This is a genomic window from Betaproteobacteria bacterium (assembly GCA_009377585.1).
Taxonomy (GTDB): Bacteria; Pseudomonadota; Gammaproteobacteria; order Burkholderiales; family WYBJ01; genus WYBJ01.
Genome location: WHTS01000006.1, coordinates 1 through 19,750 on the forward strand (window position 1 = coordinate 1; position 19,750 = coordinate 19,750).

20 protein-coding genes are annotated in these 19,750 nt (G+C 62.1%); 9 read left to right on the forward strand and 11 right to left on the reverse strand.

Annotated features, from left to right (window positions below):
- Nucleotides 1-435, reverse strand: a 435-nt coding sequence (locus GEV05_03445) for a hypothetical protein (GenBank protein ID MPZ42453.1), incomplete at its 3' end; no start/stop codon positions are given.
- 222 nt (nucleotides 436-657) lie between these two features.
- Between GEV05_03445 and GEV05_03450 the strand changes: the two genes are divergently transcribed.
- From GEV05_03450 to GEV05_03460, 3 genes are all read left to right on the forward strand, one after another.
- Nucleotides 658-1,161, forward strand: a complete 504-nt coding sequence (locus GEV05_03450; protein MPZ42454.1) for a redoxin family protein — start codon at nucleotides 658-660, stop codon at nucleotides 1,159-1,161.
- 386 nt (nucleotides 1,162-1,547) lie between these two features.
- On the forward strand, nucleotides 1,548-2,486 hold the full coding sequence (locus tag GEV05_03455) for a PhnD/SsuA/transferrin family substrate-binding protein (protein MPZ42455.1): 939 nt from the start codon (nucleotides 1,548-1,550) through the stop codon (nucleotides 2,484-2,486).
- Complete coding sequence (locus GEV05_03460) at nucleotides 2,483-2,692, forward strand: transporter (protein ID MPZ42456.1); 210 nt, start codon at nucleotides 2,483-2,485, stop codon at nucleotides 2,690-2,692. The genes GEV05_03455 and GEV05_03460 overlap by 4 nt, the downstream gene beginning before the upstream one ends.
- Nucleotides 2,693-2,968: 276 nt before the next feature.
- Here GEV05_03460 and GEV05_03465 read toward each other — a convergent pair whose 3' ends face one another.
- Nucleotides 2,969-4,042: a LysR family transcriptional regulator gene (locus GEV05_03465; GenBank protein ID MPZ42457.1), complete on the reverse strand. Its 1,074-nt coding sequence runs from the start codon at nucleotides 4,040-4,042 to the stop codon at nucleotides 2,969-2,971.
- A 144-nt stretch (nucleotides 4,043-4,186) separates the two neighbouring features.
- Here GEV05_03465 and GEV05_03470 point away from each other — a divergent pair, with 144 nt between their 5' ends.
- Both GEV05_03470 and GEV05_03475 read left to right on the forward strand, forming a co-directional pair.
- Nucleotides 4,187-4,891, forward strand: coding sequence for a hypothetical protein (locus tag GEV05_03470; GenBank protein MPZ42458.1), 705 nt, complete (start codon nucleotides 4,187-4,189; stop codon nucleotides 4,889-4,891).
- Nucleotides 4,888-6,222, forward strand: coding sequence for a sorbosone dehydrogenase family protein (locus GEV05_03475; protein MPZ42459.1), 1,335 nt, complete (start codon nucleotides 4,888-4,890; stop codon nucleotides 6,220-6,222). The genes GEV05_03470 and GEV05_03475 overlap by 4 nt, the downstream gene beginning before the upstream one ends.
- Before the next feature lie 140 nt (nucleotides 6,223-6,362).
- On the opposite strand, the gene GEV05_03480 is transcribed toward GEV05_03475, so the two are convergent.
- Nucleotides 6,363-6,920, reverse strand: coding sequence for a hypothetical protein (locus GEV05_03480; protein MPZ42460.1), 558 nt, complete (start codon nucleotides 6,918-6,920; stop codon nucleotides 6,363-6,365).
- A 280-nt stretch (nucleotides 6,921-7,200) separates the two neighbouring features.
- Here GEV05_03480 and GEV05_03485 point away from each other — a divergent pair, with 280 nt between their 5' ends.
- Nucleotides 7,201-8,907, forward strand: a complete 1,707-nt coding sequence (locus GEV05_03485; protein ID MPZ42461.1) for an amidohydrolase family protein — start codon at nucleotides 7,201-7,203, stop codon at nucleotides 8,905-8,907.
- Between the two features lie 106 nt (nucleotides 8,908-9,013).
- Here GEV05_03485 and GEV05_03490 read toward each other — a convergent pair whose 3' ends face one another.
- The 3 genes from GEV05_03490 to GEV05_03500 all read right to left on the reverse strand — a co-directional run bounded on the left by GEV05_03490 (nucleotide 9,014) and on the right by GEV05_03500 (nucleotide 11,380).
- Nucleotides 9,014-9,871, reverse strand: coding sequence for an amidohydrolase family protein (locus GEV05_03490; GenBank protein ID MPZ42462.1), 858 nt, complete (start codon nucleotides 9,869-9,871; stop codon nucleotides 9,014-9,016).
- 76 nt (nucleotides 9,872-9,947) lie between these two features.
- The gene (locus GEV05_03495) at nucleotides 9,948-10,973 is read right to left on the reverse strand and encodes a hypothetical protein (protein ID MPZ42463.1); all 1,026 of its coding nucleotides are present in this window, start codon (nucleotides 10,971-10,973) and stop codon (nucleotides 9,948-9,950) included.
- On the reverse strand, nucleotides 10,946-11,380 hold the full coding sequence (locus GEV05_03500) for a hypothetical protein (protein MPZ42464.1): 435 nt from the start codon (nucleotides 11,378-11,380) through the stop codon (nucleotides 10,946-10,948). The genes GEV05_03495 and GEV05_03500 overlap by 28 nt, the downstream gene beginning before the upstream one ends.
- A gap of 220 nt (nucleotides 11,381-11,600) precedes the next feature.
- Here GEV05_03500 and GEV05_03505 point away from each other — a divergent pair, with 220 nt between their 5' ends.
- Nucleotides 11,601-12,578, forward strand: a complete 978-nt coding sequence (locus GEV05_03505) for a tripartite tricarboxylate transporter substrate binding protein (GenBank protein MPZ42465.1) — start codon at nucleotides 11,601-11,603, stop codon at nucleotides 12,576-12,578.
- A gap of 182 nt (nucleotides 12,579-12,760) precedes the next feature.
- On the opposite strand, the gene GEV05_03510 is transcribed toward GEV05_03505, so the two are convergent.
- The 4 genes from GEV05_03510 to GEV05_03525 form a co-directional block, all read right to left on the reverse strand.
- The gene (locus GEV05_03510) at nucleotides 12,761-13,198 is read right to left on the reverse strand and encodes a hypothetical protein (protein MPZ42466.1); all 438 of its coding nucleotides are present in this window, start codon (nucleotides 13,196-13,198) and stop codon (nucleotides 12,761-12,763) included.
- A complete protein-coding gene (locus GEV05_03515; protein ID MPZ42467.1) occupies nucleotides 13,189-13,530 on the reverse strand; it encodes a hypothetical protein in 342 nt (113 codons plus the stop codon). The genes GEV05_03510 and GEV05_03515 overlap by 10 nt, the downstream gene beginning before the upstream one ends.
- Nucleotides 13,531-13,606: 76 nt before the next feature.
- Entirely contained in the window at nucleotides 13,607-14,602 is a 996-nt protein-coding gene (locus tag GEV05_03520) for a hypothetical protein (GenBank protein MPZ42468.1), read from the reverse strand.
- Nucleotides 14,603-14,715: 113 nt separating this feature from the next.
- The gene (locus tag GEV05_03525; protein MPZ42469.1) at nucleotides 14,716-15,633 is read right to left on the reverse strand and encodes an SDR family oxidoreductase; all 918 of its coding nucleotides are present in this window, start codon (nucleotides 15,631-15,633) and stop codon (nucleotides 14,716-14,718) included.
- 537 nt (nucleotides 15,634-16,170) lie between these two features.
- On the opposite strand from GEV05_03525, the gene GEV05_03530 reads away from it, so the two are divergent.
- Entirely contained in the window at nucleotides 16,171-16,608 is a 438-nt protein-coding gene (locus tag GEV05_03530) for a VOC family protein (protein MPZ42470.1), read from the forward strand.
- Nucleotides 16,609-16,780: 172 nt separating this feature from the next.
- Nucleotides 16,781-18,181, forward strand: a complete 1,401-nt coding sequence (locus tag GEV05_03535) for a CoA transferase (GenBank protein MPZ42471.1) — start codon at nucleotides 16,781-16,783, stop codon at nucleotides 18,179-18,181.
- A 123-nt stretch (nucleotides 18,182-18,304) separates the two neighbouring features.
- On the opposite strand, the gene GEV05_03540 is transcribed toward GEV05_03535, so the two are convergent.
- Nucleotides 18,305-19,681, reverse strand: a complete 1,377-nt coding sequence (locus tag GEV05_03540; GenBank protein MPZ42472.1) for a hypothetical protein — start codon at nucleotides 19,679-19,681, stop codon at nucleotides 18,305-18,307.
- Nucleotides 19,682-19,750 lie beyond the last annotated feature (69 nt).

Below are 19,750 nucleotides of genomic sequence, written 5' to 3' on the forward strand. Positions count from 1 at the left end.
GCTGATGACGAAGAACGCCAGGTGGTACCAGCCGACGACGGAAAGGATGCGTGTCTGAATGAGCTGCAGCATCAACCCGACGGCTGCAACGATGAAGAGCCCTGCGTAGAATCCGATGCGGTGCATAGCAATTCCGGGCTTTGATTTTTCAGTCGACATCGTCGATTGGCTCAGGCGCAAGCCAATAGGATGATCCTCGGCACACTTGGGGGATTGGCCCAATCTCGCTCGTGTATAGCCGCCGCCTTCTTCGTTCTTGAGGGAACGATCGGTTTCGCAATATCCGATCGTGCTGGAACGCCCCATCGCAAAAAGAACACCCGGAGCATCCAGCCGCCCGCGGCAAAGCGCGACGAATGGATACAAATAGATCTTCGGGGGCTTTTTATCCGTTCGTCGCTGGTTCGAGCCCAGCACGGCCTGCCAAACAATCAACTACTTGCCACTATTTCGCGGCCCCTTTCCCGTGGCACGTTGTGCCACATTTGTGCCACGAAGCAGTTTGACGATGGACTCTGCCTATTCGGCAAACTGCGCCGGAGAGATGAGCGTACCGCCTCACCATCGCGGCGGATTCCCAAACGGTTGGGCCGCGGTGGATCCGTATGCTATATGCTGGTAGATGTCGCACCAATCGAAGCAACCAGGAGAAACGACATGATCGCAGCTGGTCAAACCCTTCCCGCAGGCAAGCTCATGGAATCGACAAGCTTTGACGAAAGCACTGGATGTCCGCTAGGACCCCAGGAGGTCGATATAACGGAAGCCAGTAAGGACAAGAAGATCGTCATCTTCGGGCTTCCCGGCGCCTACACGCCGACCTGTTCGGCGAAGCACGTGCCGTCCTTCATCCAGAACGCTGAGGCCCTGAAGACCAAAGGGGTCGATGAAGTGTGGTGCGTGACGACGAACGACGCCTTCGTCATGGCAGCTTGGGGCAAGCACCTGAAGGTCGACGGCAAGGTGCGCATGCTCGCCGATGGAAGCGCGAAGTACGTAAAGGAGTTGGGGCTTGACCTGGATCTCACCGGCCGAGGGATGGGCGTGCGGTCGAATCGATACGCCATGGTCGTGGATCACGGCGTCGTCAAAGGCGTCTATGTCGAGGCCCCGGGGAAGTTCGAGGTCTCCTCGGCCGAAGCGGTCTTGAAGCATCTCTAGACTGTTGCTTGTTCGGAAGCGGCCCTGTCGGTGCAGGGCCGTTTTCTCTTGCAGCGCAACGCGTTTGCCCCTCTTCTGCACTTACCGGCCGCTGTCCCAGGGAACGACCGCACAACAAGTTGTGGCGCGGCCTCGGCTCGCGACCGGCATGCTTTTTCCCGACGAGTGGTTACAATGGCGAGCATGAACCCTTTGGCCTCTTCGTTGCGTCCTCCCTCGCGGCAGTAATCGCCGAACGCGTGCCGTCCGGTTCGTCGTGAGCTCACGGCGACGCGCGTCCCGCTCCAATCCTTCTCAGAACGTGGTCTGTGCGGCGCCGCTCTCGGTGGGCTGCGCAGCGCAGCTCTTGGTATCGCCCAGCAGGATCGTTCTCGAAGGAATGCGGGTTGAATCACGAATTGCGCTGCCTGCGCATCGCAAGCTGCATGGCGCCGAACGCAGACCGGATGTGCCGGGCGATCGTCGCTCTGCTCGGGCGGGAGCTGGCTATCCCCGTGCACTGGATCGACGACGTGCCTTGGCACGAGCGAGAAGGGATGCTCGACCGTGGCGAGATCGATCTGTGCTGGATCTGCGGATTGCCTTATGTAGACAAGGCAGACCGAGGTGCAGCCATCGCCGCATGTGTTGCGCCGGTCATGCATCATCCCCGACATGGCGGCACGGCTGTCTATTTCTCCGATGTGGTGGTCCGCGCCGACAGCCATGTTCGCACCTTCGCCGATCTGCGGGGCAAGTCATGGGCCTACAACGAGCCGCGATCGCACTCCGGCTTCAACCTGGTGCGCTATCACCTCGCGTCGCAAGGGCTGCGGTGGAACTTCTTCGGCGAGGTCGTCGAGGCCGGTTCGCATCAGGCCGCGCTGGAAATGATCCTTGCAGGAGCCACAGCTGGAGCGGCGATCGATAGCAGCGTGTTGGAGGCGGAAGTTCGAGCTCGTACGCGTATGACGGACGAGATTCGGGTCGTGCACACCTTGGGTCCCAGTCCGTCTCCACCCTGGGTCGTGTCGACGCAGATGCCCGCACGCTGGCGGGCTCGCGTGACGGATTGCCTCGCGAGCTTGCACTGCTCGCTTGAAGGGAAATCGATTCTGAATAGCTGGGGCATCGCCCGACTGCAACCCGTGGACGACGCCTGCTACGAGCCGATTCGCCACATGGCGCGAATCGCGCTCGGAATCGACGCTGCCGAGCGGGCGCGGGGTTGCCGTGATCGTTCCGGTTCGGGTGATGATGATCGTTTTCCTGGTCGCGATGAGTACCGAAGACCAGAGTCTTCCGAGGCGACACGGTTTCGCACCTCGTTGAGGAGAAATGCATGAAGCTCAGTGCGCGCAATATGCTCAAGGGATGCGTCGTGGGTATCATCAAGGGCGCGACGACGGCGCATGTCAAGATCGAGATCGTGGGTGGAACCGTAGTGACCGCGGCCATCACCAACGAGGCGGTCGACGAGCTGAAGCTCAAGACGGGCGACACCGCCTATGCGGTCATCAAGGCTTCCGATGTGATGGTCGCCACGGATTGAGCTCCAGCGCGATTAACGCCGGGCGCCGACGCTTCGCCGCAGCCGCTCTCGCAGCGGCATCGACTTCAAGGCCGCTGGCTGGGTCCATGCGCAGGCGCAATCGACGCGCCTCATCATCGACGGCGCAGCAGGACGCAGGGTCGCAGTCCCCGCGCGTGTCGAACGCCTCTACGCCGCCGGGCCACCGGCAATCAGCGCCATTTTCCTATATGCCGATCCCAAGCCTGCGATCACTCGCCAGACGGCCACCGGCGTTGCGACGGCATTGCCATGACGTCAACCGGGAACGATGTCCTTCACCTCGCTGATGGTCCCGGGAGCGTCGAGCGCATATCCCGGAACGGGCCCCACCATCTCCAGGAACTCCGGGCCCTTGAGTAGCGCAATCAGTTCTTGAATTGCACCTCGATGCAAGGACGAGTTTTTGCATGCCAGCATGTAACGTTCCTTCGCCATAGGAAGAAATTCGAGTTTGAATTGCCGCGCTGCTGGTTCGACACCGAAGGCCACGTCCGCCATGCCGCTCGCAACGAATGCCGCTACCGCAGCGTGCGTAAATTCGCCTCCGCCCGCGTACCCCGTGATCTTCGTTGGATCGATCGAGAGCGAACGAAGCAGTCCGTCGAGCAGAATTCGCGTCCCCGACCCTCGCTGGCGATTGACGAATCGTACGCCGGGCCGGGAAAGATCCTTCAGGCTGCGGATCTTTTTCGGATTGCCGGGAGCGACGATGAGGCCCTGCGTTCGGATCACCAGTCGAATGATCTTCTCCTGGCGAGGCTTGAGCCATTTGGCATAGTGCCCCCACAGCCCTCGGCCGATCTCCCCCAGCGGGACGTGAAACCCGGCGAGGTCGCAACTGGAGCGGCACAGGGAAGCGAGTGCGTCGACACTGCCCATGTACTGCAGGTCGACGTCCGAATGGCCGTGATTCGTCATCAACTGTGGCAGCTTCTCCACCGCATAGCCGTGGCTCGCATGGATGCGGATCACGGCCTGCATCGCCTTGCGCGCCTTGCCGATCTCGAGATTCAGCTCGGAAGCAACGTTGTCGAGATGGGGGAAGAGGCTCGCATCGCTGCGCTGTTCCGCCCACAATAGTTTCTCTCCCAGCGTAGTCAGGGTGGCACCCTTGCCGCGTTCCATGCGCACGAGGGGACTGCCGAAAGACTCTTCCAATCGCTTCAGCAGGTCCCAGGCGTATCGATAGGACACCCTGGTGTCCATCACGGCCTGCTTCAGGACGCCGGTCTCGCGAATGGCTCGCAGCAAGCGGAACAGCCGAGGGTCGATTTGCTCGCCGCTATCGGTCTCGAAGCGCCAGGCGGGATGGATGGCGATCTTGCTCATATGCGCGAATGTGCATGTGTCCAGCGATCAGCGCCAATGTTACCGTTTTCTCCACCTTCCATGCGGCAAACCGTCAGTAGACACGACAATCAACTGTCATATGCATGTACGTGCATATGGTAACCGGCTGCAAGCGGATTGGAAATGGAGCTGAACTTGTCGCGTGCCGAGGTGCACGGTGTCGTCACCTTCTATCACCACTTCCGTTCCAAAGCGCCGGGCAGACATGTGATTCGCATCTGTCATGCCGAGGCCTGCCAGGGATTGACGATTTTCGCCCGACCGGGCATCTTGGGTGCGTCAGGGCGGCGGCTGGCCACCCGACCGCAGGAAGGCAACTCGTCCCGTCCAGGGCCGGCGCATCGCGCAATGAGCCTTCAAGTAGTGCGGCCGGGTCGAGGAACGGGAAAAGATTCTGTGGTCACTATTCTCGGACGAGTTGATATGAGGCCGATCCACCCGCTTCACGCGATCCTGCTCGCATTTCCATTTCCGCTGTTCCTGGGCGCACTGCTCAGCGATTTCGCTTACTGGTCGAGCTTCCATGTGCAGTGGATCAACTTCTCGGCGTGGCTGATCGCCGGCGCCTTGCTTGTCGGCGCCTTCGCCTTGCTTTGGGCGCTGATCGAAATACTTCGCAGCGCAACGGCTCGGACCGGGCGGCCGGTTACCTATCTTGTCGCGCTGCTCGTCATGTGGGTGCTCGGCTTCGTCAACGCCCTCGTCCATGCGAAGGATGCCTGGGCTACGATGCCGGAAGGCCTCTATCTGTCGATCATCGTGACGCTCCTTGCGCTCGCTGCAGCCTGGATCGGCTATTCCGGATTGCCTGCCAGGGAGATGAGATGATGCGTTCGTCCCTTCTGCTGGGCGGCATCATGGTGCTGGCACTGGCTGGATGCGGCAGCGATCCAGAGCCGCCGCAATTTGGCGCCAATCCGGCGCTGCCCGAACCGAAGCGCGGCCTGTTGCCCAGCATGGTGATCTCGAGGCCGGCGGGTTGGGGCGACGATCGGCCGACCGTGCCGCAGGGATACACGATCCAAGCCATCGCCACCGATCTCAAGATTCCGCGTCAGACTCTGGTTCTTCCGAATGGCGACATTCTGGTAGCCGAGGGGTCGGGCGGCGGCGCCCCTGTGTTGCGCCCCAAGGACTTCATCGCGAACTTCATCAAGAAGCAGGGCAAGGGCTCCGTGAAGGGCGGCAATCGGCTGACGTTGCTGCGCGACGCCGACGGCGACGGCGCCTACGAGGCGCGGAGTATCTTCGCCGACAACCTCAACGCGCCCTATGGTCTCGCCCTGATCAACGGCTTCCTGTACGTCGCCAACCAGGATTCGCTGGTGCGCTTCGACTATCGCGACGGCCAAACCAAGGCGAGCGGACCGCCGACAAAAGTGACGGACCTGCCGTCGGCGATCAACCATCACTGGACCAAGGCGCTGACCGCCAGTCCCGAGGGCCGCTTTCTCTATATCGGCATCGGATCGAACAGCAACATCACCGAGCGTGGGATGGATGCCGAGGTCGACCGCGCAATGGTTTGGCAGATCGACGCGCAAACAGGCGCGCACAAGCCCTATGCAACCGGCCTTCGCAACCCCACTGCGCTCGTCATCCAGCCGGGGACAGGCCAGCTCTGGTCGGTAGTGAACGAGCGCGACGAGATCGGACCCAACCTTGTCCCCGACTACCTGACCTCGGTACGCGAGGGCGGTTTCTACGGCTGGCCGTACAGCTATTGGGGTCAGACCGTCGATCCACGCGCTCAGCCGCAGGATCCGCAGAAGGTCGCCTCGGCGATCCGTCCGGACTACAGCCTGGGATCGCATGTCGCGGCGCTTGGCTTGGCATTCTCCAATCCGGCAATGGGCGCGCGCTTCGCCGAGGGAGTGTTCGTCGGCCAACATGGCAGCTGGAACCGCAGCGTGCCGGTCGGCTACAAGGTCGTCTTCGTGCCGTTCCGTGATGGCCGGCCCGCCGGCGACCCGGTTGATTTCGTCACCGGCTTCCTGGGCAGCGACGGCAAGGCTCGCGGGCGGCCGGTGGGAGTGACGGTGGACCCGCGCGGCGCTCTGATCGTCGCCGATGACTTGTCGAACACGATCTGGAGAATTACGCCGAACCGGTCCCAACCGGGTCCAGCCAAGGTATCCGACTCAAATCAGTCTCCATGAATGGACTGACGTCGCGCGGCAGTCACCCATTCGCCGTGGCCATCGTATCCCTCGGCTGATCGCGCGAGATCCCCACCGAAACTCGATATCGCGCGTGCCACTTTTGTGCCAATGCTGAACGGTGGTGAGCTTGGCCGTTTTCACAGCGGCAGCAGCGGCTCCTTCCGATCCGTCGGCAGGTCGCCGTCGAAGGAATTCACGAGCAGCGCGAGCGAAGCGTAATTCCCAAGGAAGAGTGCGATTTCGATCGCGCCGCGCTGCCCGAGTTTTTCCATCGCGAGCTGGAATGTGCCGCGGCTGACGCGATGTGTGCGGAAGAACTCCTGGCCGAAACGCACTACCGCTGTTTCGTCGTCGGGCAGCCTCGGCAATTCCTTGCGTTCCCTCAGCGCATCCACCAGCGCGTCGCTCACGCCGGCTGCGCGGGCCGATGCCGCATGCGCGTTCCAGATGTACTGACAATCGAGCTCGCGCGCGGTCACCAGCATCGCCAGTTCCTGGAGCTTCTTCGGAAGCGACGACTCGCTGCGGAGGAACCTGTTGAAGCCCATCAGCCGCTGGTGCGCGTGCGGCAGATGAAGCACCACCGAACCGGGACCGAAGCGCGGGACCGATCCCGCGGTTTTGACGATCTCATCGAAGGCCTCACGCTGGTTCTCGGGAGCGCTCTCGCGGCTTGCCAGGGGAAGTCGTGCCATCGCCGTCTCCGGTTATCGCAAAAAGTGGGGCTTGCCATCAGTCCTTATTCGGCGTCGAATAAGCCCGGCGCATAGAGTATTACATCCGCCGCTGCTCGGCATCTACGCCGGAGCGACGGTGGATCGACAAAGCACACGAAATCCAGCGTTCTGAGACAAGGAGATTCTGGACGATCAGTACCCGGCAATATCTATCGAAGTTCACGCGAGACAACGGCAAGCCGTGGGTTTCAGTCAGGGCCGAGCCGGTTCATAACTTGCACATGGAAAGGGGACGACGATGGCATACGATCTGCTGATCAAGAATGGCCGCGTAGTCGACGGTTCGGGAATGCCGGCTTTCCGCGGGGACGTTGGGGTGCAGGGCGGCAAGATCGCCGAGCTCGGCAAACTGAACGGTGCCGCAAGGCGCACGATCGATGCCGAGGGTCGCGTCGTTTCACCGGGCTTCGTCGACAATCATTGTCACTTCGATGCCCAGGTCACCTGGGACCCGCTTTGCTCCTTCTCGCCGCAGCACGGCGCGACCACGGTCGTCTTCGGCAATTGCTCGCTCGCGCTCGCGCCGATACGACCCGGAACCGGGAAGCGCGTCGCTGAATTTCTTTCCTACGTCGAAGCGATTCCGATGGAGGTGCTCAGCACCGTTCCGATCGAGTGGGAGACCATCCCCCAATACATGAACAGGCTCGAGGGACGCCTGGGCGTCAACGTCGGCAATCTGATCGGACACTCGACGGTGCGCTATTACGTCATGGGCGACGAGAGCCAGGAGCGCACCGCGACGAGGGAAGAAATCGAAGCGATGCAGGAGGTCGTGCGCGGCGGCATGAAGGCCGGCGCGCTCGGCCTTTCGGTGTCGCGCAACAAAGGCCATTACGATCCGCAAGGCAAGCACATTCCGGCACTGTGGGCCGACGAAGCAGAGATCTTCGCGCTCGCCGATGTCTTGCGCGAGCTCGGTACCGGCATCGTCCAGTGCGGCGGCGGCCGCGCGCCAGAGCTCAAGGAGGGCTTGATGGCACGCCTGTCCGAAGCGACGGGCCGCACGGTCATCTACAACAGTCTCGGCCAGACTTACCGCGACCCCGACGCCTGGAAGACGCACATGGCGCGGCTCGACGAAACGTCGAAAGCCGGGATCCGGGCATTCCCGCTGTGCAGCCCGAATCGGACCACGCAAACCTTCACGATGCGCAACTGCCAGGTTTTCCGCGGCACGCCGACGTGGCATCCCATCCTGCTCGCCGCGGACGAAGAGAAGCTGCGCGCCTACAACGATCCCGCGCTGCGGCGGAAGCTCCACGAGGAAGTGGTCGAGCACAAAGGCACCAAACTGCCGGCGGCGGGCTACTCGCAGACGTGGTGGGATTACATGTGGGTCGAGAAGCCGGCGCTCGAGAAGAACAAGCGGCTCAAAGGCAAGACGATCGGCCAACTGGCCAGAGAGCAGGGCAAGGGAGTCATCGATGCGCTCCTCGATCTCGTAGTCGAAGAGAAGCTCGACACCGTCTTCGTGCAGTCGGAAATCAACGTCGACACCGAAGCGATGAAGCAAATCCTCACGCATCCGAACGCCATCGTCGGACTGTCCGATGGCGGCGCGCACGTGCAATTCCACGGCGGCTATGGCTATTGCACGCGGCTCCTGGGCGAATGGGTGCGCGAGAAGCAGATCATGACGCTCGAGCACGCCGTCCGTCGCCTCACCTTCGATTCGGCTTCAGCGCTGGGTCTGTACGATCGCGGCCTGCTGCGGCCCGGCTTGGCGGCCGACATCGTCATCTTCGATCCCGACACCGTGTGCCCACTCCCGGAAAGCATCGTCCACGATTTTCCCGGCGCTGGCTGGCGCGTGAAAGAGCCCGCGCAAGGGATCATGGCGACGATCGTCAACGGCGAGGTCCTGCTGGATAACGCCGAGCACACCGGCGCGCTGCCCGGCAAGGTGCTTCGCAATACGTATTACCACGCGCACAACGCCTGAGCCGTTGGGAGTACGCACGATTCGACGAAAGCCGAGATCCATCCGCAGCAGCGTAGCGCAATGGGCCGCCGCGCGGACGTGGCTCAGCTCAGTTCGCTGTGGCGCGTTACTGCGAGGCGGAAGAGCGGTTATCTGCGGGCCAACCCAGCCATTCGCAGATACCCCGACCCATGATCCACTCCTTGTCATCGGTCGTGAGCCACGGCAAGTCCTCGGTAAACATCGTCACTTGCTGGCGATAGGGAATCGGAGATCGCGACAAGTCCGTGCCCCAGAACAGACGCTTGGGGCCGAATGCGTCGTACGCTCGGCGGATGTACGGATGAAGCGAGAGGAACGGATACGGATCGCTGGTATAAGAGGGCAGCGCGCTCGCTTTCGCGGCCACGTTCGGCCGCTTCGCGATCGCAAGCAGCTTGTCGAAATCGCGAAATGCTGCCGCATCGCGCTGGCTGCTTTTCAACGCCAAATGATCCATCACGATTCGAAGCCGTGGGTGTTTCGCGGCGATGGCGTCGACGAAATGCACGTCCGCATGCCATACGAGGATCATCAGCGGCACGCCCTCCGCCTCGGCTTCGTTCCACAGCCAGTCGAGCTTACCGCTGCTGAAGATCGCCGCCGCCTTGGGCGTGTTGAAGGCCAGGCGCAGGCCCAGCATCCCCGGCTGCTTGCGCCAGCCCACCAGCGCACCCTGCGACCTGGATAAGCGATCGTGGGGAATGCGGCCCATCACCGCGAACCGGTCCGGATGCGCGCGCGCTGCTGCGAGCGCGAGATCGTTGCGTGAGCCTTCCCAACCGGGCGGCACGAGTATCGCACGGTCGACGCCGGCCACATCCATTTCCTTCAACAAGTCCTCGTTCGTCAGCGGCACTGTCCGGTGCGGCTCGCCACCGCCGGACCACGGGCGTTCCGGCGTGTCCGCGGCCCACGTGTGCACTTGGGAATCGACGATCAACATCGAAGCTCACTCCGCGGTGATTTTGGCTGCCCGGGGAGGTAGCGAACAGAACCACCGACTCGACCATCGACCATCGTCAATGCTCGTCCTTGGGGAATTGCATCACGAGGGCTTCGAGGCCACTGCGACCCGCCTTGATCTCGAATGCCTCTTCGGTGGGCTCGACGAATACCATCGACCATGCCGGCAAGGTGTCGCCGTTCATCGCCAGACTGCCGTTGGCAACGAATACATAGTAGCCGTCACCGGCCTTGGGATCCGGGCCCGAGGTCGACATTGCGCCGCCCAGCCTCAACAGATGGGCCGACATTTCGTCGTCGATCTTTTCGGGCTCGAACACCGGGTCCCACGACGCCTCCCTGCGATACTGAAGCACAGGCCGCGTCGACAGGGTGATTGGCGAAGATATCCAGTTTCGGCGCCTGCTGGGCTTCAGCTTCTCCTTGTAGCCCGGCTTGCCGAGATACACCGGAGCGGAATCGCCGGTTCGGTTGCGCAATGCGATGAAGGTCAGCCCATGCGCTCCAGCGACCAGTGGTCCGTACGCGGTGTGGTGATCCTTGTACTGGAGCATCAGGGGTTGCACCGGCGTCTTGCCCATCACTCCGGAGCCTGCAGGAAAAATCTGGAACTGGGTGTTGCCGTGAAAGTGCGGAAGAATCGTCTCGTTCGCGAGGGGTTGGGGGTGAGGGACGAGCGTGCCTGATGCCGTTTTCGCCGCCTTGTAAACTTCCACGCACACCATTTCGATGTGTTCGACGGGCACCTGCAGAGCAATCTTCTCGGCGGCCAGCACGGACGAGATCGTGTTCCCGGCGCAGGGGCGAATCTTCAACCGCGTCGCGAGAATCTTGAAGGGTTCGTCCTTGCCTCCGAACGCGCGAAACGAGAGGTTTTCACCCGCTACATACGTGCACCAGCCGGCCCGGCCCTCGAACGGCAAGTGTGGCCCTTCCATCCCGGTGCGTGCCAGCAGCGCCGCGAACACGCCTGTGCGTGCAGCCTGCCCGGCGGCCGCCACCTTGAACATCGTCAGGTGATCCACGCGAACCTGCCGCAGAATGACGTTTGCCGTCACGGCCATTGCAATGCAATTTGACATCGCCTCGGGTGTAAGACCGAGCCGCTCCCAGGCCAGTGGTAGGTGTCGGTCAGCTCAGGAAAGCGCGCTGCCGTGGCATTGACGAATGCTGCCATATCGAGGCTGGTCTTCTTGCGCGTGCCGAGCAGCGTTGCACCGTTCGCCTGCTGCATGTCAGCGGCAACCTGTCGCGCCAGGCGGCAGGGGGCTCCATCGAAGCCGGCGATCAATGCGCCGAGCGTGTCGATGATACGGACCTTTGCAGCGTGCACCGCCTCGGCGGGCAAGTCCTCATAGCGCAGCTCGGAAGCGTAGCGCGTCAGGAACGACTGTACGCGGTCTTCGGATCGTTCGGCCGTGTGCCCCGGCTCGCGTCGTGTTTCGATGGCGCTTCCTCCTGTCAGCTTGCTCTTCGGGTATGTCGGCATCCCTTGTCGCCTTGGGCAGCCGGTTCGCGTCTGCCGCAATCGTTCGTTGGAGCAAGCATATTCCTCCAAACACGCCACATGTCTAATCCGTCAGGCCATTGACCGCTAATGGGGGATGATGTCTCTATAATCCTTCGGCGCGGCAGCATCGAACACGAGGAGCAACGCGTTGCGAGCCGATCGCGCCGGAGTCATTCACGCTATCCTGGAGGAGCCTACGATGAAATCCGTTGCTGCCGTTTCGCGAATAGTGCTCGCGAGCATGTTGCTCGTCATCGCCGGCTCAGCCGCCGCGCAGCAACACTATCCCATGAGGCCCGTTCGCTTGATCAGCCCCTATAGTCCCGGAGGGGGCAACGACACGATGGCTCGTCTTATCGGCCAGTATCTGACAGAAAGTTGGGGCCAGCAGGTGATTGTGGACAACCGGCCTGGTGGGAACACACTGATAGGAACCGACATCGTGGCCAAGTCCGCTCCCGATGGCTACACCCTTCTGTTCTCCGGCATCAACACCTTCATCCTCAACCCGCTTTTCATGTCGACGCCCTACGACATCATCAAGGACTTCTCGCCTGTCGCCCCTGTTGCAGCCACCGAGACTATCATGGTGGCCAATCCGTCGGTGCCGGCCAACAATTTGCAGGAGTTGATCGCACTGGCCAAAGCAAAACCCGGCGCACTGAATTACGGCACGTCGTCCGCAGGCGGTTCGGGCCATCTCGTCGGCGAGTTATTCAAGATGCTGGCGGGAGTCAACATCCAGCACATTCCCTACAAAGGGACGAGCCGGGCCCTCATCGAAGTCGTCGGAGGCCAAGTGCAATTGGCGATCATGAGCCCCGTCGCCACCATTCCGCTCGTCAGAAGCGGCAAACTCAAGGGTATCGCCATCTCGGGCGACAGCCGCTTTCCGCCACTGCCGCAGGTCCCTACCTTCGCCGAGAGCGGTATGCCGGGGATCGAAGCAAAGGTCACCTACGGAATTCTTGCACCGGCGCGCACACCTCAGGAAGTCGTCAAAAAGCTAGCCAGCGACATTGCCAAAATTCAGCGCACGCCCGAATTCAAGGAAAAGCTTGCCGGCCAGGGCGTGGAGCCCTTCATCCTCGGGCCGGACAAGTTCTCTGCATTGATAAGAACCAACATGGCCAACTACGCCAAGATCATCAAGTCCGCCAACATCAAGCTCAAATAGCAAAATTGCCCGACTCGCAGCTTTTCGAGATCGAGCGACCTTTCTATTTGAGTGGCTTTCTATCTAGTGTCCTGAGTCAGAAGTTCGTCACCCTCGCGAACGCGGGGGTCCAGGTGGAGTCTCGTTCTGGATTCCCGCTTGCGCGGGAATGACGAATTACGACGAATTTACGATTCACCATACTAGTCGCCAGGCACGACAGCGCTGCCGCTGCCGACCGCAGTCTTCTCGCCCTTCTGGTTCTCGCAGTAGATTTCGACGGTGACCAGCGCGCCCCGGGGAACGGACTTGACCTCCGCCACCCGCCCGTGCACGGTGACGGTGTCCTCAGGCATCACGGGCTTTATAAACTTGAAATCGATCGTGCCGCTATGGCTGAACACATCCAGTCCGACAAAACGGGACATCAGCTCGCAGCCGTAGCCCATTGAAATGCGGCCGGATGCGAATGGCTGCTTCATGCCTGTCTCGCGTTCGGCGGCGGCGGCGTCCGTATGCAGGTTCAGCTTGTTGGGCCGCCCTTCTCCGCCGGAGAACCATCGCATCTTCTGCAGCGTCATGCGCTTGACCAAGGGAACGAGCTCCGTCCCCACCTCGATATCGGCGACGGTCAAGCCCATTTCTCACCTACCTTCCTGGTACGCAGAAGCTGATGCACGGTCATGACCTCGATTCTCCGTCCATCCTCATCCGTGGCGGTTGTCTCCTCGACAACATACGGGGCGCCCGCTCGCAGATACTTGTCGACGATGCGCATCTTGAGGTGGATCTTCTTGCCTGGAAGCGGCGGGTTGAAAAACTGACGGATGCTCCTGGCATTGACACGGGCCAGGAACAATTCTTTCGTGGAATCCATTTTGGCGGCATGCAGAACCGGAAATGGCGCCTCGGGCCAGTCCAGCGCCTTGCGGTTTTCGTCGATCAGGTTCTGCGTCACGACGATGGTGCCCAAATCCTCGTCGGACCCGAATGCGATCGAAGCGTTCCCTCTCGGACATGTTTTCCAGCATGAGCCCTCCTATCTGACTTCAGCATATTGCGTCGTATTGGCGAACACAAGCGGGGTTCGCGAGAACTACAGCACGCGTTTCGCCTTCATCTCCCGGATCTGATCCGGGCTGAATCCGGCGATCTCGCCAAAAACATACTCGTTGTGCTCGCCCAACAGCGGCGGTGGCCGGCCCGACGCGCACGGCGCATCCGATAGTTTGATCGGGTCGCCCAGCAGACGGAATGTCCGGCCCAGGTGCTCGAACTCCACGAACATGTCTCGTGCCGCAAGCTGCGGACAGTCGGTGACTCGGACCGAGTTCCTGGTGGCGACGCTCGGTGCCGGAGCTGCTCACGCCTGCAGCCGCGACCGCTCCGTAGTTATGCATGCTCATGGTGTCGTACATGGCGATGTCGAGAAACTGGCCTGTCCCGGTCTGCTCGCGCTGCCGCAGCGCAAGGGTGATGCCATACGCGGTCCAAAGCGCGGGGATGGTGTCACCGATGGGTGCGCCGACTTGCATGGGTGGGCCACCCGGTAGGCGGCTCCCATCCATCAAGCCGCTCATCGCCTGTGCGGACGGATTGTGGGCCGTCCAGCCGGAGTACGGGCCGCGCAGGTCGGCGCGCTTGCCAAAGCCGGAGATGGAAGCATAGATGAGCCGTGGGTTGACGGCCTTCAGCACATCATAGGAAAGCCCGAGCTCCTTGAGTGCGCCCGGGCGGTAGTTCTCCACCAGAACGTCGCTGACCGCCACCAGTTTCTTGAACGCCTCCTTGCCCTGCGGGTCCCTCAGGTTCAGGGTGATACCCAGCTTGCCGCGGTTGAGCGCAATAAAGTTCAGCGGAGCGCGCTCGCCGATGGCGTTCGGGATGGAGGCTCCACGGCGCAAGCGCTCGCCGGTTGCGGGTGGCTCGAGCTTGATGACCTGCGCGCCGGCCTGCGCCAGGAGCATCGAGGTGAACGGCCCCGCGACAATGTGCGAGCAATCGATGACGCGAATGCCTTCCAGAGGCAGCTTGGTCATGCGCATCCTCTGACAGCTTTGTAAACCATCTCCATCCCTCTCCCGCAAGTACCTTGGACAACACTGGAACACGAGCCGGGATTGCGATCATGAACCCAGTCGCCCTGTGCATAAGCCCGCTACGGCAGGTAGCCCGAAAAGACTTCGCGCGTCATGTCGACCGGAACGAAGGATTTCCGGAACGCCGGTACTACGTGCTGCGCGATCAGCTGCGGCGTCCAGCCGCTGCTGAGGTGGGCGCGCTGGATCGGACGCAGCTGGTTGAACAGGATGATTTCGTTCTTGCGCGAGTAGAACACCTGGCCGGAAATGTCTTGCGCGAGATCGCTGCACAGGAAGACGATGAGCGGCGCATTCTTCTCCGGCGCGATGACCTCGCGCTGAGCGGCGCGCTGCTGCTGCTCTGGCGTCTTGGCCGGGATCGATTCGGTCATGCGCGTGAAGGCGGTCGGCGCGATCACGTTCGAGCGCACGCGAAATGCCGCCATGTCGATCGCGATGCCCTTGGACAGACCGACCAGTCCTAGTTTCCCGGCGGCATAGTTCGCCTGGCCCATGTTGCCGATGAGACCCGAGGTCGAGCTCAGGTGCACGAAGGCGCCGCCGTTCTGCTTGCGGAAGTGAGGCGCGGCCGCCAGGCTCACGTAGGCCGAGCCCGTCAGTACGACGCCGATGGAAAGATCCCAGTCTTCCTTCGTCATCTTGTGAAACATCACGTCGCGCAAAATGCCGGCGTTGTTGACGACGGCATCGATGCGGCCGTAGCTGTCGAGCGCGCACTGCACGATGTGTTGGGCGCCGTCCCAGTCGGCCACGCTGTCGGTGCTGAGCACAGCCTCCCCGCCCGAGGCACGGATGGCGTCCACGGTCTTTTGCCCGGGACTCGCGCTGCGCCCGTCTCCGTGCACCGAACTGCCCACGTCGTTCACGACCACGCGCGCGCCCTGTTCGGCCATCAGCCGCGCGATCGCGGAACCGATCCCGCCGCCCGCGCCCGTTACCACGACGACCTTACCCTCGACGATCCGCTCCGGAATTTCCATACCACCTCCTGTGTTCACCATCGATCCGACGATGCGGGAGATGGCGATAGCCACTTCCTGCACCTGGCTTCCCTTTCCCTCGGCGCTGCCAATGAAGGATGCAAGAACGACAGTCACGATGTATGGTCGATGTCCGCGAGCGCCTCCGGCAATAGCGAACCCCGCACATCGAGAGATGGCTGCCGTGTTTGCGGTTATATTCGAATTGCAGGGAATGCGCTGCGGGCCTCGCCGCTGCGTTGCGGCTCCCCGGTCCGGGCGAATGGCTTGTCGGACTGCAGTCGAAACCCCGATGACGGGCCATCGATTGCCGCAAGCATTCTTGGCCCCTGGCGTCAAAACGTGGGCGCTTTGATGAAGGCGCTGCAGCCATGAGCGCGGCCGCCCGCATCAGCAGCCGGTTGAGCAGCGACCACGCCGGCCAACGAGCCCGGTGTCGAAGCAGTTCGCCTTCTGATAGACGGCACTGCATGGCCCGCTGTCGGCATACAATCGGGCTGCGGCAAGCCTGCCACGCGCCGGAGAACAGACATGGGTAAATTGCGCCATATCGCGATTGCGGTTCCGGATACCGATGCCGCCGCCAAGTTCTACGAGCAAGCGTTCGGCATGAAGCGTGTGCGCGAATCGGCAAGCTCGGTGATGCTTTCGGATGGTGTGATCAGTCTTGCCATCCTGAACAACAAGACGAGCCATGAAGCGCTCGGCCACGAAGGGCTGCCTCACTTCGGTTTCATCGCTGAGGACGTCGAGCTAACGGCTGCAAATGCCGAGCGCAGCGGCGCGGTCTATGCAGATAGCGACGAGAATGTCGCCAAGCGCTTCGCGAACCGCGGCCAGCTCGAAGGCGGCAAGGTTACGGAGGCTGCGCAAAAGCAGGCGCAGCGCAAGTATGTCGATCCGAACGGCGTCAAGTTCGATATCGTCAACAGCGAGCACGCCCGCAATTCCTGGCGTCTTCCGCTGTGATGTTTTGCTCGCGGAATATTCCGCCGGAAAAGTTTGGTTCCTGACAACGCGGTAAGCCATATCGCGGCTCGGCGTGCCGGCAAGCTCGGGCTGCCGGTCGGCGTGGATGATGGACACGGGCCCGCCTGTGCGCCGAGAATGCCAGGGTCCTTTCTCGAGGAGAGTCGTTTCCATGAAGGCAGGATTCGAAGAAGTCTTGGGCATCCGCGGTCGCGGCATGCCCGCGGTCAGCGAAGTAACGATTGCGGGCGGCGATCCCGTTTTCTCGGCGCGTTTCCGGATCGGCGAAGCCACGGCGAACATCCTCGCCGGTATCGGCGTGGCGGTAACCGATATCCACGAAATGAAAACCGGTCGGCGCCAGAAGGTCGCACTCGACGTGCGTCATGCAGCTGCTACCTGCCAGAGCTCGAAGTACCTCAGTCAGCCGGCCCCCGAGGGCGGCTGGAAGCCTGTGCCGTCGTCACCATCGATGCTCCACATGCGCTCTATCACCCAGCCGTGGCGATGCAAGGACGGGCGCTGGTACCTGCCGCACTTCAACCTGCCGCACTTGCACGATCGTGTGATCGGCGTGCTCGGCTGCGAATCGAACGCGGACGCAGTGGCCAAGGCTATCGCGAAATGGGATTCGGCCGACTTGGAGGAGGCGGTCGCGGCGGCGCGTGCCTGCGGCTCGATCGTGCGCTCCAACGCCGAGTGGCTCGAGCACCCGCATGGAAAGATGCTCGCAGCAAGACCGCTGGTGGAGATCGTCAAGATCGGCGATAGCGACCCGATTCCGTTTCCCGGCGGGGAGCGGCCGCTTGCGGGCATCAAGGTGCTCGATCTGACGCGTATTCTCGCCGGTCCGATCGCGGCACGCACGCTGGCCGAGAACGGCGCTGACGTGCTGATGGTCGCCGCGCCGCACCTGCCGCAGGTACCCGAGCACGTAATGGACACGAGCCACGGCAAGCGCAGCTGCTTCCTCAACCTCAACTATTCCGACGACCTGGCGACGCTCAAGAAGCTCGTGCGCGAAGCCGACGTATTCAGCCAAGGCTATCGTCCCGGCATCATGGACAAGCACGGGCTCACTCCGGAGCAGCTCGCGGCCGAACGTCCCGGTATCGTCTATCTGTCGATCAGCTGCTACGGCGCGGGCGGCGTGTTCTCGGGACGGGGCGGATGGGAGCAGATCGCGCAATGCGCGACCGGCATCTGCCTCGACAACGGCGACGAGCGCCCGAAGCTGCTGCCGGCTTCCGCATGCGACTACACGACCGGCTACAACGGCGCCTACGGCGTGCTGCTCGCTCTCGCGCGGCGCGCTCGCGAGGGTGGCTCCTACCATGTCCGGGTCTCGCTATGCCGCTCCGGAATGTATCTCCATAAGCAAGGACACGTCCGCTATACCGAGCCCGACATGGGGCTGACCCAGCCCGAGCTGGACGCAATCATGATCGAATCGAGCGGCGGCCATGGCACGCTCAAGCATCTCGGTCCGGTGCTGCGCATGTCAGAGACCAAGCCGTATTGGGATAAGGCGTCGCCCGTGCTGGGATCGAACCGGCCCGAGTGGCTCGTTTAGACGCAGGCCGACGTCATTCGCAGCATCCGCCGGCTCGGCCGTATTCACCAAACATTACCACGACGAGCGGAATCACCAGGGGCACCCATTCGCCTTGCTGCTCGAGTCTCGAACTGAAGCGGGCTACCTGCCGCTCACCGCACTCATCAAGGGGGCAATGCTGGGCTGCGTCTCCAGGTTGTGGAGGATTTCGAGCGCTTCGTTCACTTTTGCCGCCGGAAGCGCTTTCGATGCGCAGTCGCGAAACTTCATGTCCATGCCCTGTGGGGTAACGCCGACGACCGGGCCTTCGAAGTTGCGGTTCTGTCCTTGCGCGAGCACCGTGCCATCCTTCAACGTGATGCGCACCTCGTTGTAGGCCTCGACCCAGGAGGGCTTGCCTTCGTAGCCGGGATTGCGCCTCATGTTGATCTTCGGCATCAGCGCCCGGATCTCGGGGCGCATCACCTGCTGGTCGCCCTCGAACTGTCCCAAGCCTACCTTGTCGTCCACGAGTGCGGCTGCGATGGTGTACTGGATGGAGAACTTACCTTCCAGCGCGTTGTGCGGATCAGCGTGGATAAGCGAACGCGGTGGATCGAAATCGACCAGCACGTCCACCGACTCGACGTCACGGTGATCGATCTTCTTGTCCTTCCGGAGAGCGAAATAGGCATCGAGCGGATTATGCGTGGAACCGCAGCACGGATACTTCTTGATCGTCACGCCGGGCTGTTCGAGGAACAATCGCTTGCCGAGATGTTCCAGCGGCTTGTTCACGTCCTCGCCCCGGCCGCCCGAGAATGCGTGCATGAAGCCAAAGCGGCCTTCGAGCCCGGTGGTCGCCGCCTGGTAACCGCGCTTCACCAGCATCGCGGCCGTCACGCCCCCGCGCGACGAATTGCCGGCATGGAAAGGCTTGGTCATCGTGCCGAAGTTTTCGCGCAGGCCGCAGGCGTTCGAGGCCGCGAGTGAAAGGGCCATTGCGGTCTGCTGTTCGTTCAACCCGAGCAGTCGGGCCGCGGCAGCCGCCGCGGTCAGCGTGCCCACCGGGGCCGTCGGGTGCCAGCCGAGATCGTCGGCATAGTCCACCCCCATTCCCGTATTGATGGCGCAGCCGACTTCGAAGCCGATCATATACGCAGCCATGACATCGCGGCCCGACGCTTCCACTTGCTCGCCAACCGCCAAAGCAGGCGGCAAACAAACGACGCTGGGATGGCCTTTGAAGGGACGCGCGATGTCGTCGTAGTCCAAGGCATGGCCCATCGCGCCGTTCACGAGCGCTGCCATGGGCGCAGAAGCCTTCATATTCTGGCCGATGAGGGTCGATCCCGAATTTCCGCTGCCCGTGTCCTGGGCGAACCCGACGAGGATTTTCGTAAGATCCTCATTGGCGCCCGCGAGCGCACAGGCGACACAATCGATGATGCCATGACGTGCGGCGAAAACAGCATTGGGCGTGAAGTCCTCGAACTTGGCCGAGGTGATGTAATTGGCGACCTCTGCGGTGAGACCCATGTTTGCTCCTTTGACGTGGAACGTGACGGCGAAGTGGGGGAATTCGTTATAGCCGCAGGGGGAGGGCAC

Coding starts and splice junctions, on each gene's coding strand:
- GEV05_03450 (MPZ42454.1), top strand. CDS start 658: ATGATCGCAGCTGGTCAAACCCTTCCCGCAGGCAAGCTCATGGAATCG.
- GEV05_03460 (MPZ42456.1), top strand. CDS start 2,483: ATGAAGCTCAGTGCGCGCAATATGCTCAAGGGATGCGTCGTGGGTATC.
- GEV05_03465 (MPZ42457.1), bottom strand. CDS start 4,042: ATGAGCAAGATCGCCATCCATCCCGCCTGGCGCTTCGAGACCGATAGC.
- GEV05_03470 (MPZ42458.1), top strand. CDS start 4,187: ATGGAGCTGAACTTGTCGCGTGCCGAGGTGCACGGTGTCGTCACCTTC.
- GEV05_03475 (MPZ42459.1), top strand. CDS start 4,888: ATGATGCGTTCGTCCCTTCTGCTGGGCGGCATCATGGTGCTGGCACTG.
- GEV05_03480 (MPZ42460.1), bottom strand. CDS start 6,920: ATGGCACGACTTCCCCTGGCAAGCCGCGAGAGCGCTCCCGAGAACCAG.
- GEV05_03485 (MPZ42461.1), top strand. CDS start 7,201: ATGGCATACGATCTGCTGATCAAGAATGGCCGCGTAGTCGACGGTTCG.
- GEV05_03490 (MPZ42462.1), bottom strand. CDS start 9,871: ATGTTGATCGTCGATTCCCAAGTGCACACGTGGGCCGCGGACACGCCG.
- GEV05_03495 (MPZ42463.1), bottom strand. CDS start 10,973: ATGTCAAATTGCATTGCAATGGCCGTGACGGCAAACGTCATTCTGCGG.
- GEV05_03500 (MPZ42464.1), bottom strand. CDS start 11,380: ATGCCGACATACCCGAAGAGCAAGCTGACAGGAGGAAGCGCCATCGAA.
- GEV05_03505 (MPZ42465.1), top strand. CDS start 11,601: ATGAAATCCGTTGCTGCCGTTTCGCGAATAGTGCTCGCGAGCATGTTG.
- GEV05_03510 (MPZ42466.1), bottom strand. CDS start 13,198: ATGGGCTTGACCGTCGCCGATATCGAGGTGGGGACGGAGCTCGTTCCC.
- GEV05_03520 (MPZ42468.1), bottom strand. CDS start 14,602: ATGCGCATGACCAAGCTGCCTCTGGAAGGCATTCGCGTCATCGATTGC.
- GEV05_03530 (MPZ42470.1), top strand. CDS start 16,171: ATGGGTAAATTGCGCCATATCGCGATTGCGGTTCCGGATACCGATGCC.
- GEV05_03535 (MPZ42471.1), top strand. CDS start 16,781: ATGAAGGCAGGATTCGAAGAAGTCTTGGGCATCCGCGGTCGCGGCATG.
- GEV05_03540 (MPZ42472.1), bottom strand. CDS start 19,681: ATGGGTCTCACCGCAGAGGTCGCCAATTACATCACCTCGGCCAAGTTC.